The sequence below is a fragment of the Streptomyces sp. NPDC090032 genome (assembly GCF_044748025.1).
Lineage (GTDB): Bacteria > Actinomycetota > Actinomycetes > Streptomycetales > Streptomycetaceae > Streptomyces.
On sequence record NZ_JBIVFF010000011.1, the window covers coordinates 142,483 to 156,576 of the forward strand.

Sequence of the window (14,094 nt, forward strand, 5' to 3'; positions counted from 1 at the left end):
GAACGAGGGGGAGAAGGCGATGACGGCCGAGCTGGTCCGGGGGCAGAACCACCCCCTCACCCAGACCCGTCTGGAGATCCGCGTGTCGGCGGGAGCGCCGATCGTGGCGGGCGCGACGCTCAGCGACGACCAGGGCAAGGTGCACGGCCGCGACTGGGTCGCGCACCCTGGCGCCCCCGCGCTGCCGGGCCTCGAGGTCCCCCGGCAGGCGGCGGCCGACCATCGCCTGGCCGTCGACCTGGACGCCGTGCCCGAGGCCGCCCACCGCGTCAGCGTGCTGCTCGCACTGCCCACCGCGCCCGGCGACCCCGACCGCTTCGGCGCTGTCGCGGCCCCCTTCCTCGCCGTCACCGGACTCGACGGCTCCGAGGTGGCCAGCTACACCATCACCGACCTCGACACCGAGTCCGCGGTCGTCGCCCTGGAGCTCTACCGCCGCCAGGGCGCGTGGAAGGTCCGCGCGGTGGGCCAGGGGTACGCGGGCGGCCTCGGCGCACTGCTCACGGACCAGGGGCTCCCCGACGCGGGGGCCCTCGCGGGCGAGATCGGCGAAGCGGTGGCGCGGGGGCGCGCGCGTACGGTGGCGCCGCCTCCGCCCCGGACGGCACCCTCCGGGGCGAGCGCGATGGCGGACGCGACGGGCGCGACCGCCACCTCCCACGCCACATCACCGGGCACACCCCCGTCCGCCGGTCCGCCCCGCTCCCACCAGCCCCAGGCATCCGAACCCCAGCCACCCCCCGGCCCCCGGCCGACGCACGACCCCCAGCCGCAGACCCGCCCCTCCAGCCAGACGGGCGGCACTGGCCCCGTCAACTACACGCACCCCGGCCGCCAGGCCCCCGCACCTCCCACCCCGGCGCCCACCGCGTCTCCCGGGGCGCCGGGGCAGCCCGCCGTCCCCGTCGCCGGTGACGCGACCGGATGGTCCATGGACGAGCGGCTCTACAACCAGGTGTGGGGCATGTTCGAGGACCTGGCCCGCTGCGTCGCCGCGTACCGCAGCGCCGTCGACTTCGCGGACTCCCGTATGGAGCAGGAGCTCGACAAGGCACTGTCCGACCCGCGCAGCCGGATCGGCGGCCAGGGCGACGCCGCGCGGGAGGCGGCCCGCGCCAAGCACGGACAACTCGTCGACCGGGCGAGGGAGGTCCTCGACCGTGACCTCGCCCAGCTCGCCGCCGAGTCCGCGGTCGTCGAGCCGGCCCTGCCCCCGGCCTACGCGGGCTGGGGCAACCCGGTCTGGCACGCGTACCGCAGTCCCATGGAGATCCCGATGGCCCTGCGCCTGGGCGACCTCCAGCTGCCCGAATCCCGCAGTGTGGGCCTGCGCATCCCGATGCTCGTGCGGCTGCCCCTGGAGCGCGGCATGTGGATCGACAGCGGCCACTCCGGGGCCGACGCGCTGACCGAGTCCGACGAGCTCCGCCGCCGCGCCATGCGCAGCGCCGTCGAGCACGCGGCGCGCCTTCTCGCGGTCTACCCGGCCGGCGAGTTCGCCGTCCATGTCATCGACCCCGCCGGATCGGCCGCGGGAGCGCTCGCCCCGCTCGTGCGGGCCGGAGTGCTCGCCGGGCCGCCGGCCGCGGGAGCGGCGGGCGTCTCCGAGGTGCTCGCCCGGCTCACACAGCGCGTGGACCTCGTACAGATGGCGGTCCGCGGCGGGGCGGCCGACGCGCTGCCGCCCGACCTGGACACGGCCGAGCAGCTGCTGATCGTCAACGACTTCCCGCACGGCTTCGACGACCGCGCGGTGACCCAGCTGCGCTACCTCGCCGACGAGGGCCCCGCCGTCGGCGTCCATCTCCTGATGGTCGCCGACCGCGAGGACGCCGCCGAGTACGGACCGGTCCTCGACCCGCTCTGGCGCGCGCTGCTGCGGCTCACGCCGGTGCCCGGCGACCACCTCGCCGACCCCTGGGTGGGGCACGCGTGGACGTACGAGCCGCCGGACGTCCCGCCCGGCAGCCGGATCCTGGAGCAGGTCCTCGAAGAGGTCGCCAGAGCGCGACGAGAGCAAGGGATCTGACGCCCCTGAGCACTGATTTTGAACTTATCTTTACCAAACCCTTTACGTTTCATGGTGTTTCCCGTAGGCTCCGACGAGCGGAGGGGAGTACTCCCGAACGCGGCGTTCCCGTCAATACGGACCGACATCGGTCCCGGGGCGTCGGCCCGAGGCGAGCTGAGGCCGCCCGGGTGGAAGAGACCTCCGGCAGCGACGACGCTGATCAGTAGCCGTACGACGCCGGAGGCGCAGTGGACGTATCGATGACCCTTTGGGTGCTGACCATTCTTGGTCTGGTCGCCCTGATCGCGGTCGACTTCTTCATCGGGCGCAAGCCCCACGACGTATCGATCAAGGAAGCCGGAATCTGGACGGTCGTCTGGATCGTGCTGGCGGCCCTCTTCGGGGTCGGCCTGCTGGTCTGGGGGAGCGCACAGGCTTCCGGCGAGTTCTTCGCCGGCTTCATCACCGAGAAGTCGCTGAGCGTCGACAACCTCTTCGTCTTCATCCTGATCATGGCGAAGTTCTCGGTGCCTTCCCAGCTCCAGCAGCGCGTCCTGCTGTTCGGTGTGCTGATCGCTCTGGTACTGCGCGCGATCTTCATCGCGGCCGGTGCCGCGGTCATCGCCAACTTCTCGTGGATCTTCTACATCTTCGGCGCGTTCCTCATCTACACCGCCTGGAAGCTCATCCAGGAAGCGATGTCGGACGACGAGGAAGACGAGTTCGAGGAGAACCGCCTCCTCAAGTCCATCGAGAAGAGGTTCGGCGTCGCCGACCGGTACCACGGCACGAAGCTGTTCATCCGGGTCAACGGCAAGCGGATCCTGACGCCGCTCATGGTCGTCATGCTCGCGATCGGCACGACCGACGTGCTGTTCGCGATGGACTCGATCCCCGCGATCTTCGGCCTGACCCAGGACCCGTACATCGTCTTCACGGCCAACGCGTTCGCGCTGATGGGTCTGCGCCAGCTGTACTTCCTCATCGGCGGACTCCTCCGGAAGCTGGTCTACCTCAGCTACGGCCTCTCGGTGATCCTCGGCTTCATCGGCGTGAAGCTCGTCCTGCACGCGCTGCACGAGTCCGGGGTGCACGTGCCGGAGATCTCCATCCCGGTCTCCCTGGCCGTCATCTGCGGCGTCCTGGCGGTCACCACCATCGCCAGCCTCATCGCCTCGAAGAAGCAGGCCGTCGCCGGCGGGGACGACGGTGACCAGGGCGGCGACTCGGCCGACGGCGCCCGCAAGGACAGCATCAAGGCCTGACCGCCGGACCGGCACGGGGAAGGAGCGCGCGGCTGCCGGCCGCGCGCTCCTTCCCCCGTTCGGGCCCCACGCGCACGTGCCCGTCCCGAAGTCGCGGCCCCCGCACCGCCGGTGCACCATCAAAGGCATGATCGCTGGGCTTCGGAGACTGGTCTCGCAGTGGACGGCCGTCGTCCCCGTCCTCGCGGTCGTCCTGCTGGTGTTCACCTGGGGCCGCTCACTGCCGGGCCTCGTCGTGGCCGTCGTCTCCGTCGTGCTCGCCGCGTCCGTACTCGCGGCCGTCCACCACGCCGAGGTGGTGGCCCACCGCGTCGGCGAACCCTTCGGCTCCCTCGTCCTGGCCGTCGCCGTCACCGTCATCGAAGTGGCCCTGATCGTCACCCTGATGGCCGACGGCGGCGACAAAGGCGCCACGCTCGCCCGCGACACCGTCTTCGCCGCCGTCATGATCACCTGCAACGGCATCGTCGGACTGAGCCTGCTCACCGCCGCCTTCCGGCACCGCGTCGCCGTCTTCCAGCCCGAGGGCACCGGCGGCGCGCTCGCCACGGTCGCCACCCTGGCCACGCTCTGCCTGGTCCTGCCGACGTTCACCACGAGCAAGCCGGGCCCGGAGTTCTCCACCTCGCAGCTGATCTTCGCGGCCGCCGCCTCGCTCGCCCTGTACGCGATCTTCGTGGCGACCCAGACCGTGCGGCACCGCGACTACTTCCTGCCGGTCACCAGGCAGGGCAACGTCATCGACGGCGACGACCACGCGGACGCGCCCACCTCCCGCACCGCCCTGATCAGCCTCGGCTTCCTCGGTCTCGCCCTCGTCGCCGTCGTCGGCCTCGCCAAAGGCGTGTCCCCGACCATCGAGACGGGCGTCGAAGCGGCCGGGATGCCGCAGTCCGTCGTCGGCGTGATCATCGCGCTCCTCGTCCTGCTGCCCGAGACGATCGCGGCCCTGCGCGCGGCCCGCCGTGACCGCGTCCAGACGAGCCTCAACCTCGCGCTCGGCTCCGCGATGGCCAGCATCGGACTGACCGTCCCGGCCGTCGCCATCGCCTCGTTCTGGCTGTCGGGTCCACTCGTCCTCGGACTCGGCGCCACACAGATGGTGCTGCTCGTCCTGACGATGCTGGTGAGCACGCTGACCGTCGTCCCCGGCCGCGCCACCCCGCTCCAGGGCGGCGTCCACCTCGTGGTGTTCGCCGCGTACCTGGAGCTCGCCGTCACGCCGTGACGGTCACGGTGATACGGCCGGGCAGCGCCGTGACCCCTCGTGATAGACCGTGGGGGAGCAGCCGCCCGACGCACGGAGGTCCCCTGTGCCCCGCACCCTCGCCAACGCCCCGATCATGGTTCTGAACGGCCCGAACCTGAATCTTCTCGGTCGCCGGCAGCCGGAGATCTACGGGTCCGACACGCTCGCGGACGTCGAGGCCGTCTGCGCCAAGGCGGCCGCCGCGCACGGCGGGAGCGTGGACTTCCGGCAGTCCAACCACGAGGGCGAGCTGGTGGACTGGATCCATGAGGCACGCCAGAACCACGTGGGCATCGTGATCAACCCGGCCGCCTACTCGCACACCTCGGTCGCGATCCTGGACGCCCTCAACGCGTGCGACGCCCTGCCCGTCATCGAGGTCCACATCTCCAACATCCACCAGCGCGAGGAGTTCAGGCACCACTCCTACGTGTCCCTCAGGGCGGACGGCGTGATCGCCGGATGCGGTGTCCAGGGATACGCGTTCGCGGTGGAGCGGGTGGCGGCCCTGGCCGAGCCCGGCGTGGCCACGGTCTAGTACCGCCGGACTCTCATGACCTGTGGAGTGAACACGCCCGGCGCGGCCGGGCGTTGACTCACCAGCCGCGCTCGCGCCACTCCTGCAGATGCGGACGCTCGGCGCCGAGCGTCGTGTCGTTCCCGTGCCCGGGGTAGACCCACGTCTCGTCGGAGAGCTGGTCGAAGATCTTCGACTCGACGTCGTCGATCAGGCTCGCGAAGGCCTTCGGGTCCTTCCAGGTGTTCCCCACGCCGCCCGGGAACAGGCAGTCCCCGGTGAACACATGGGGGTGGCCGTGCGGGTCGTCGTAGATCAGGGCGATCGAGCCGGGCGTGTGGCCGACCAGGTGCCGGGCGGTCAGCGAGACCCGGCCGACCTTGATCGTGTCCCCGTCCTCGACGGGCACGTCCGTGGGCACCGGGATGCCCTCCGCGTCGTAACGGCCCGCGTACGTACGCGGGCCCGTGACCTCCACGATCCGGCCGAGTGCCTGCCAGTGGTCCCCGTGCTGATGCGTCGTGACGACGGACGCGATGCCGTCGTCCCCGATCAGGGTCAGCAGCGTCTCCGCGTCGGCGGCCGCGTCGATCAGGAGCTGCTCGCCGGTGGCGCGGCAGCGCAGCAGGTACGCGTTGTTGTTCATCGCGCCGACCGCGACCTTGGAGATCATCAGGTCCTGCAGCTCGTGCACATCCGCCGGGCCGCCGACCTTCACCGCTCCGCTGTACGTCATGGACTCAGCCTATAGCGGGGGTACGACAGGCAGCCCGCCGCCTTCGACGGTGAGCCCGGAGCCGTCGCGCCGCCCGGAGAGCCAGCCGAGCAGCTCGGGGGCGGGGCCCGCGACGCCGACCGGACCCGTCCCGGCGCCGCCGCCCGTCCTCCACACCTGGCCGCCGTCGGACTTCAGACCGGTCGACGGCATGTCCGGGTGCCCCGCGAAGCGCTCGGCGAGAAAGGCGATCTCCCGCTCGGTGAACTCCGCCGGCAGATCCTCCAGCTCGTACCCGATCCCGAGGTCGACGTGGTGCAGGTCGACCTCGGCCCAGCGCCGGAAGGGGATCCGGGAGGCCGAGTCCTTGACGCCGTTGCGCAGCTCGACGGTGCGCGCCCAGTCGCCCGGGGCCGCGGCCTGGCGCTCGAAACCCGTGGCGCTGGTCCGCAGGTCGTCGAGCTGCTCGCGCAGGCCGCGCGGCGCGTCCCGCTCGATGTCCGCGTCGCGCGCCTCGGCGCTCGGATACATGGGCCGGCCCGCGAGCACGTTCGCGAGTGCGTCCGCGTTACGGGCGAGGTGGGCGAGGACATGGCCCCGGGTCCAGCCGGGAAGCCGTGACGACTCGGCCACAGCCGCGTTGTCCAGCGTGCCGACAGCGGTGAGCAGCCGTTCGGTCGCTTCACGTACAGAGGCCAGGTCGCGCGCATGATCGCTCATGGCGCAGACGATAGCGCCGCCACTCGATCGGGTGAAGGCGGCCGACCGTGACCGGGAATCGAATGTACGTGCTATAAGCTCGGGAGCGGCATCGGGCATTCTTGGTGGTCCGGGTTTGTTACCAACCATGGAAAACAGTCCATCGCTGACGGTGGCCCCCCTAGTGTCGAAAGACAGGGGCCCCGCCCCTGTTGCTTCTCTCAAGAAAGGTGCGGACCGGCGTGGCCGACCGTCTCATCGTCCGTGGCGCGCGCGAGCACAATCTCCGTAACGTCTCGCTCGACCTCCCGCGCGACTCGCTCATCGTCTTCACGGGTCTGTCGGGGTCCGGCAAGTCGTCGCTCGCCTTCGACACGATCTTCGCCGAGGGGCAGCGGCGGTACGTCGAGTCGCTCTCCTCGTACGCCCGGCAGTTCCTCGGCCAGATGGACAAGCCGGACGTCGACTTCATCGAGGGCCTCTCTCCGGCCGTCTCGATCGACCAGAAGTCGACCTCGCGCAACCCGCGCTCCACGGTCGGCACCATCACCGAGGTCTACGACTACCTGCGCCTGCTCTTCGCGCGCATCGGCAAGCCGCACTGTCCCGAGTGTGGCCGCCCCATCTCGCGCCAGTCGCCCCAGGCGATCGTCGACAAGGTCCTCGCCCTGCCCGAGGGCAGCCGCTTCCAGGTCCTCTCGCCGCTCGTGCGCGAGCGCAAGGGCGAGTTCGTCGACCTCTTCGCCGACCTCCAGACCAAGGGGTACAGCCGCGCCCGGGTCGACGGGCAGACGATCCAGCTGTCGGAACCGCCCACGCTGAAGAAGCAGGAGAAGCACACCATCGAGGTGGTCGTCGACCGCCTCACGGTGAAGGGATCCGCCAAGCGCCGCCTGACCGACTCCGTGGAGACCGCGCTCGGCCTCGCCGGAGGCATGGTCGTCCTCGACTTCGTCGACCTCCCCGAGGACGACCCCGAGCGCGAGCGCATGTACTCGGAGCACCTGTACTGCCCGTACGACGACCTGTCCTTCGAAGAGCTGGAGCCGCGCTCCTTCTCCTTCAACTCGCCCTTCGGCGCCTGCCCGGACTGCAGCGGCATCGGTACGCGCATGGAGGTCGACCCCGAGCTGATCGTCCCGGACGAGGACAAGTCCCTCGACGAGGGTGCCATCCACCCCTGGTCGCACGGGCACACCAAGGACTACTTCGGGCGCCTCATCGGTGCCCTCGCGGACGCGTTGGGATTCCGGACCGACATTCCCTTCGCGGGCCTGCCGCAGCGCGCCAGGAAGGCCCTCCTGTACGGCCACAAGACGCAGATCGAGGTCCGCTACCGCAACCGGTACGGCCGCGAGCGGGTCTACACGACCCCCTTCGAAGGCGCCGTCCCGTTCGTCAAGCGGCGGCACAGCGAGGCCGAGAGCGACTCCAGCCGCGAGCGCTTCGAGGGCTACATGCGCGAGGTGCCCTGCCCCACCTGTGAGGGCACGCGCCTCAAGCCGATCGTCCTCGCCGTCACGGTGATGGAGAAGTCGATCGCCGAGGTCTCCGCGATGTCCATCAGCGACTGCGCGGACTTCCTGGGCGAGCTGAAGCTCGACGCGCGCGACAAGAAGATCGCCGAGCGGGTCCTCAAGGAGGTCAACGAGCGGCTGCGGTTCCTCGTCGACGTAGGCCTCGACTACCTCTCGCTCAACCGCGCGGCCGGCACCCTCTCCGGCGGCGAGGCCCAGCGCATCCGCCTCGCCACGCAGATCGGCTCCGGCCTCGTCGGTGTGCTCTATGTCCTGGACGAGCCCTCGATCGGCCTGCACCAGCGCGACAACCACCGCCTGATCGAGACCCTCGTACGGCTGCGCGACATGGGTAACACGCTCATCGTCGTCGAGCACGACGAGGACACCATCAAGGTCGCCGACTGGGTCGTCGACATCGGCCCCGGCGCGGGTGAGCACGGCGGCAAGGTCGTCCACAGCGGCCCCTTGAAGGAGCTGCTCGCCAACGCAGAGTCGATGACCGGCCAGTACCTGTCGGGCAAGAAGTCCATCCCGCTGCCGGACATCCGGCGCCCCGTGGACCCGACCCGCAGGCTGACCGTGCACGGCGCGCGCGAGAACAACCTGCGCGACATCGACGTGTCGTTCCCGCTCGGCGTGCTGACCGCCGTCACCGGTGTCTCCGGCTCCGGCAAGTCGACCCTGGTCAACGACATCCTGTACACGCACCTCGCCCGCGAGCTGAACGGGGCGCGCAGCGTTCCCGGGCGGCACACGCGCGTGGAGGGCGACGACCTCGTCGACAAGGTCGTGCACGTCGACCAGTCGCCCATCGGCCGTACCCCGCGCTCGAACCCGGCGACGTACACCGGAGTCTTCGACCACGTCCGCAAGCTGTTCGCCGAGACGACCGAGGCGAAGGTCCGCGGCTATCTGCCGGGACGCTTCTCCTTCAACGTCAAGGGCGGCCGCTGCGAGAACTGCTCCGGCGACGGCACCATCAAGATCGAGATGAACTTCCTGCCGGACGTCTACGTCCCGTGTGAGGTCTGCCACGGAGCGCGCTACAACCGCGAGACCCTGGACGTCCACTACAAGGGCAAGTCCATCGCCGAGGTCCTGGACATGCCCATCGAGGAGGCCCTCGGCTTCTTCGAGGCGGTCCCGGCCATCGCCCGCCACCTGCGCACGCTGAACGACGTCGGCCTCGGCTACGTCAGGCTCGGCCAGTCCGCGCCGACCCTCTCCGGCGGCGAGGCGCAGCGCGTGAAGCTCGCCAGCGAGCTCCAGAAGCGGTCCACGGGACGCACCGTCTACGTCCTCGACGAGCCGACCACCGGCCTGCACTTCGAGGACATCAGCAAGCTCATCACCGTCCTGTCGGGCCTTGTCGACAAGGGGAACTCGGTGATCGTCATCGAGCACAACCTCGACGTCATCAAGACCGCCGACTGGGTCGTCGACATGGGTCCCGAAGGCGGTAACGGCGGTGGCCTCGTCGTCGCCGAAGGGACCCCCGAAGAGGTCGCGGGCGAACCGGCCAGCCACACCGGCAAGTTCCTGCGCGACATCCTCGGCGCCGACCGGTTCAGCGACGCGACGGTGCCCGCGGCGCGCACCAAGAAGACGGTGGCCACGGCGAAGAAGGCCGCGGCTGCGAAGAAGACCGTCTCGGCGAACGCGAAGTCCCCGGCGAAGAAGGTGGCCACGGCCAACACCACCACGGTCCGCAAGACCGCCACGAAGGCCGCGGCGAAGAAGGTCACGGCCGCGAAGAAGACCGCGGCCAAGTCCACGCGGGCCCGCAAGGCCTGAGCGCGGGCGGTCCGCGACCGTACGAAAGACGTCCGGCGCCCCACGGGAACTCCCCGTGGGGCGCCGGACGTTCATCTGTCAGCCACCCTGGCCCTGCGGCTCGATGAACTGCATGTCCAGCTGAATCTTGACAACATCACCAAGAAGCCCGGCCCCGAAGTCCAGGCCGAAGTCGCTCCGCCGGATCTCACCCGTCGCCTCGAACCCCGCGTGCCGACTCCCGTCCATCGGCACGTCCACCAGCCCGCCGAACTCCACGGCGAGCGCCACCGGCCGCGTCACGTCACCGATGGTCAACTCGCCCTCAAGGGACCAGTCGTCGTCCTTCCCCGACACCCCGTGCGAGACGTACGTCATCGTCGGACGGCGCTCCACGTCCAGCAGATCGGCCTGGCGGACGTGCGCGTCGCGGTCGGCGTTGCCCGTGTCGATCGAGGCCAGTGCGATGGTGGCGCTCACCCTGATGTCGTCCACCCTCTCGCCGACGTGCAGCGCGGCCTCCACCTGCGCGAAGCGCCCCCGCACCTTCGCGATCCCGAGGTGCCGGATGGTGAAGTTCACTGCCGAGTGCAGAGGGTCGAGCGTCCAGTCGCCGGCCGCCAGCGGGAGTGCGGTGGCCGAAGTCGTAGCGGCGGTGGCGGAGTTGTCGTCATAGGTCATGCGCCCACCCTGCGGTCAGCGGCGGACCGGAGGAAGGCCGGGCCAAGACTGGTAGTGACAGGGCCACGATCCGCGACCCCTGCCGTTGATACGTTCCATGGGTGAGCCACAACGAGTTGGGCACCTTCCTGCGCACCCGGCGTGAAGCCGTCACACCCGCCGAAGTAGGGCTGCCCGCCGGCGTCCGGCGCCGCACCCCGGGCTTGCGCCGCTCCGAGCTGGCCACGCTCGCCGGTATCAGCGTCGAATACCTCACCCGCCTCGAACAGGGCCGCGACCGCAATCCGTCACCCCCGGTCCTCGGCTCCCTCGCCGACGCGCTGCTCCTGACCATCGACGAGCGCTTCCTGCTGCGGCGCCTCGCCAAGGAGGCCGACGAGGGCGCCATGTGCTGCGCCGGCGCCGCGACCGCTCCCCCCTCGCGCACGATCCGGCCCACTGTGCGCGCCCTCCTCGACCGCCTCGAATCCACCCCGGCCGTCCTGGTCAACTGGATCGGCGACGTCATCGCCCACACCGACGCCTACGACCGGTACGCCCGCCCGCTCGGCATCCTCGACGCCCGGCAGCCGAACATCGTGCGGTACGTCTTCACCGACGAGCGCGCCCGCACCGCGTACCCCGAATGGGACCGCGTGGCCGACGAGCAGGTCTCCCACCTCCGGCACGGGGCGTCCATCCACGACCCGCACGTCGCCGCGCTCGCCGACGAGCTGACCGTCACCGCGGGGGCGCCCTTCGCCGACCGGATCGCCGCCGTTCCCTCCCTGCCCCGGCGCACCGGCGTGGACGTCGTCGCGCACCCCGAGGCCGGCACACTGCGCTTGGCGTTCGAGACACTGTCCCTGCCCGACGCCGACGGTCAGCGCCTGGTCGTCCACCTCCCGGCCGACGACGCCACCGCGGCCGCCCTCGACCGCCTCAACGGCCGCAGGCCCGGGGCGCTGCGCGCGGTCAACGGCTGACCGAGGGCGGGTGAACGGCCGCTACAGCAGCGGGAGTTCGGACGCGTACGGGGGTTCCGCACCCGCCCGCGAGCAGGTGACCGCGGCCGCGCGCGCGGCGAACCGCAGCAGCCGCCGCCACTCGCTCTCCCCGAGGCCCGCCACCGCCTCCACGGACAGCGCGTCCAACGCGGCCAGCCCGTGCAGCAGCGCCGCGTTCACGGTGTCGCCCGCGCCGATCGTGTCCACGACGTCGACCCGCTCACCCGGTACGTCGTACCGCGCGCCGCCCCGCGTGAAGACCGTCAGACCGTCGCCGCCCTGCGTGATCACGACGGCCGCGGGACCCGAGGCCAGCCACTCCTGCGGGGTGCCGCCCAGCCACTGCGCGTCCTCCGCGGACAGCTTGAGCAGCCCGGTCGAGGGGAGCCAGCTCTTGAAGCGCGCCCGGTACGCGTCCGGGTCGGGGATGAGGACGGCCCGGATGTTCGGGTCGAGCGCGGTGAACACGCCCTGGGCCGAGGCCGACCTCATCAGCTCCTCGTACGCGCTCGCCCCCGGCTCCAGGACCAGCGAGCACGTACCGAACGACACCGCGCGCGTGCCCGGCGGGAGCCGGTCGGGCACCGAGAAGAGCCGGTCGGCCGTGCCCTCGACGTAGAACGAGTAGCCGGCCGAGCCGTCCGCGCCGATCGTCGCGACCGCCAGCGTCGTCGGTTCGTCGCCCCGCTGGACGTACGACACGTCCACACCCGCCCGGGTGAGCCCGCCGAGCAGCGCCTCGCCGAACGCGTCGCGCGAGACCCGTGAGCAGAAGGCCACGGGGGAGCCGAGCCGGCCGACGGCCACCGCGGTGTTGTAGGGGCCGCCGCCGAGCCGGGGCGCGAGCGCGGGCAGGTCGCCACCGTCATCGGCGCCCCCGCCCTGCGGCACGAGGTCGATCAGGGCCTCTCCGGCGACGACTATCACGGGTGGTTCCTTTCGGGCTGTGCTGCGGTGCGGTGGAGTGGGGGATCGGAGCGCGAGGGGCGAGGCACAGGCTAGAGGCTCGCGGACTCGGGCACACCGCCCCGGTCGGAAACGGGCACGTCCGGGACCGAATCGGGCAGAACTTTCGCGCCGGGACGCAGCGGGGCCGGCAGGAGGAAGAACGGCGCGGAAGGCGTGGGCGTGGTCGGCGCCAGGGTCCCGGCAGGCGTCACCAGCCCCACCGGTATGGTCGGATCTGTCACTGATGTGCGCCCTGGCATGCAGTGCCCCACCCCGTCTGACCTACCCCCTGGAGTCCCCATGCCCGGCACGTCGCCCGCCCGTCGAACCGTGTTGCGGGGTGTCGCCCTCGCCGGGACCGCGGGGCTCGGGATCGCCGCCTGCTCGACGGGCGGATCGGACGACGGCGCGGACTCGGCGCCGACGGCCCCCGTCGACCTCGGTCAGGCCGACGAGGTGCCCGTGGGCGGCGTCAAGCTGTACCGGGACGAGAACGTGGTGGTCAGCCGTCCGGCGGCCGACAAGTACGCCGCGTTCAGCACCATCTGCACGCACGCGGGGTGCCCCATCAGCATGCTGGAGGGCACGGAGCTCACCTGCTCCTGCCATGGCAGCAAGTTCGACGCCGAGACCGGAAAGGTGCTGCACGCTCCGGCGACGCAGCCGCTGTCGAAGGTGCCGGTCGAAGTGAAGAACGGCAAGATCGTCGCGGGCCCCGCGGCCTGATCCGGACCCGGGCCCCTCACTCCCAGTCCCACCCGATCCCCAGGATCCCCGCCCGCACCTGCGGCTCCGCCACATGGACGACGCGATGGCTCGCGCTGAGCGGCAGGTCCTGACGGCCGCCGCGCGGGGCCGCCGCCGAGTGCTGGGTGAAGCGATGGCAGCGCGCGGGCAGGACGCCCTCGGTGAACCTGACCTGGAGCGCGTACTGCCCGCCCGCGTAGCCGAAGCCGCGCAGATACTCCGACGAGGGGCCCGCGGTGCCGTCCTCGAAGCCGTAGCGGAAGAGGAACGTGTCGCCCGCCCGCAGCCGCGCGTCGAAGAGCAGCTCCGCCACGACGACGCCTGTCCCGCGGTGCCGGCGCACCCGCCCCGTGCGGCAGTTCTCCAGGGCGCGCACCGAGACGTGCTCGGTGCTGCATCCCGGGTCCCCATGGTGGACGGCCACGTAGCGGTCCACGCCGTCCTGGTGGGCGCGCACGATGTGCTGGGAGTCGACGCCGAGGAGCTCGCGGCGCGCCCCGATCCGCACCCGCTCGTGGTGACCGATCGTGTGCAGGCCGCCGTCCGTGGGCGAGCCGAGCTCGGCGAGGAGCTGTTCGAGGACGCCCGACGCCTCGACGAGCGAACGGTAGGAGCGGGTCGAGGGGCGCTGCCGGGCCGCGTGCTCGTCTTCCTTGGCGAGCAGCCGGATGAGGGACTCGTCCGGCAGGTCCAGGATCTCCTCCAGAGCGCGCACGGCCCGCAGGGACTCGGTGCGCTGCGGGCGCCTCGCCCCCTGCTGCCAGTAGCTCAGACTGGTGACGCCGACGGACACGCCGCGCCGGGTCAGATGGTGCTGCACGCGGTGCAGCGGCAGCCCGCGCGCGGTGATCGCGGCCCGCAGGGCGACGTGGAAGGGCCCCGCCCGCAGGGCCGTCTCCAGTGCGGGCGCGCCGGTGTCCGCGTGCTGTGTGCCGTACGACATCCAGGGCCCTCCCCCGTGCATCCTCACTACGGCCGTCCGG

Annotated in this window: 12 protein-coding genes; 7 read left to right on the forward strand and 5 right to left on the reverse strand. The window is 71.3% G+C overall.

Annotation, left to right across the window (positions count from 1 at the left end):
* Positions 1 to 19 precede the first annotated feature (19 nt).
* From ACIPWY_RS26905 to aroQ, 4 genes are all read left to right on the forward strand, one after another.
* The gene (locus ACIPWY_RS26905) at positions 20 to 2,029 is read left to right on the forward strand and encodes a TerD family protein (protein ID WP_393705849.1); all 2,010 of its coding nucleotides are present in this window, start codon (positions 20 to 22) and stop codon (positions 2,027 to 2,029) included.
* Positions 2,030 to 2,259: 230 nt separating this feature from the next.
* The gene (locus ACIPWY_RS26910) at positions 2,260 to 3,276 is read left to right on the forward strand and encodes a TerC family protein (RefSeq protein WP_362905690.1); all 1,017 of its coding nucleotides are present in this window, start codon (positions 2,260 to 2,262) and stop codon (positions 3,274 to 3,276) included.
* A 127-nt stretch (positions 3,277 to 3,403) separates the two neighbouring features.
* Entirely contained in the window at positions 3,404 to 4,504 is a 1,101-nt protein-coding gene (locus ACIPWY_RS26915) for a calcium:proton antiporter (RefSeq protein WP_393705848.1), read from the forward strand.
* An 85-nt stretch (positions 4,505 to 4,589) separates the two neighbouring features.
* Positions 4,590 to 5,063, forward strand: a complete 474-nt coding sequence (aroQ, locus tag ACIPWY_RS26920) for a type II 3-dehydroquinate dehydratase (protein WP_362905694.1) — start codon at positions 4,590 to 4,592, stop codon at positions 5,061 to 5,063.
* Between the two features lie 58 nt (positions 5,064 to 5,121).
* Here the strand turns inward: aroQ and ACIPWY_RS26925 are convergent, their stop codons facing one another.
* Positions 5,122 to 5,778 carry an MBL fold metallo-hydrolase gene (locus ACIPWY_RS26925; RefSeq protein WP_362905696.1) on the reverse strand — a complete coding sequence of 219 codons (657 nt, stop codon included), beginning with the start codon at positions 5,776 to 5,778 and terminating at the stop codon, positions 5,122 to 5,124.
* 9 nt (positions 5,779 to 5,787) lie between these two features.
* Positions 5,788 to 6,477 (reverse strand): maleylpyruvate isomerase family mycothiol-dependent enzyme, encoded by a 690-nt coding sequence (locus ACIPWY_RS26930; RefSeq protein WP_401535392.1) that lies wholly within the window; start codon positions 6,475 to 6,477, stop codon positions 5,788 to 5,790.
* Between the two features lie 221 nt (positions 6,478 to 6,698).
* Between ACIPWY_RS26930 and uvrA the strand changes: the two genes are divergently transcribed.
* Entirely contained in the window at positions 6,699 to 9,770 is a 3,072-nt protein-coding gene (gene uvrA, locus ACIPWY_RS26935) for an excinuclease ABC subunit UvrA (protein ID WP_401535394.1), read from the forward strand.
* A 78-nt stretch (positions 9,771 to 9,848) separates the two neighbouring features.
* Here the strand turns inward: uvrA and ACIPWY_RS26940 are convergent, their stop codons facing one another.
* Positions 9,849 to 10,430 carry a YceI family protein gene (locus ACIPWY_RS26940; protein ID WP_362905702.1) on the reverse strand — a complete coding sequence of 194 codons (582 nt, stop codon included), beginning with the start codon at positions 10,428 to 10,430 and terminating at the stop codon, positions 9,849 to 9,851.
* A gap of 101 nt (positions 10,431 to 10,531) precedes the next feature.
* Between ACIPWY_RS26940 and ACIPWY_RS26945 the strand changes: the two genes are divergently transcribed.
* Entirely contained in the window at positions 10,532 to 11,395 is an 864-nt protein-coding gene (locus tag ACIPWY_RS26945; protein ID WP_390011597.1) for a helix-turn-helix domain-containing protein, read from the forward strand.
* Between the two features lie 21 nt (positions 11,396 to 11,416).
* Here the strand turns inward: ACIPWY_RS26945 and ACIPWY_RS26950 are convergent, their stop codons facing one another.
* Complete coding sequence (locus tag ACIPWY_RS26950) at positions 11,417 to 12,343, reverse strand: carbohydrate kinase (RefSeq protein ID WP_401535397.1); 927 nt, start codon at positions 12,341 to 12,343, stop codon at positions 11,417 to 11,419.
* A gap of 321 nt (positions 12,344 to 12,664) precedes the next feature.
* Here ACIPWY_RS26950 and ACIPWY_RS26955 point away from each other — a divergent pair, with 321 nt between their 5' ends.
* Complete coding sequence (locus ACIPWY_RS26955; RefSeq protein WP_393705843.1) at positions 12,665 to 13,090, forward strand: Rieske (2Fe-2S) protein; 426 nt, start codon at positions 12,665 to 12,667, stop codon at positions 13,088 to 13,090.
* Between the two features lie 16 nt (positions 13,091 to 13,106).
* On the opposite strand, the gene ACIPWY_RS26960 is transcribed toward ACIPWY_RS26955, so the two are convergent.
* Positions 13,107 to 14,054, reverse strand: coding sequence for a hypothetical protein (locus ACIPWY_RS26960; RefSeq protein WP_401535399.1), 948 nt, complete (start codon positions 14,052 to 14,054; stop codon positions 13,107 to 13,109).
* Between the last annotated feature and the right edge of the window lie 40 nt (positions 14,055 to 14,094).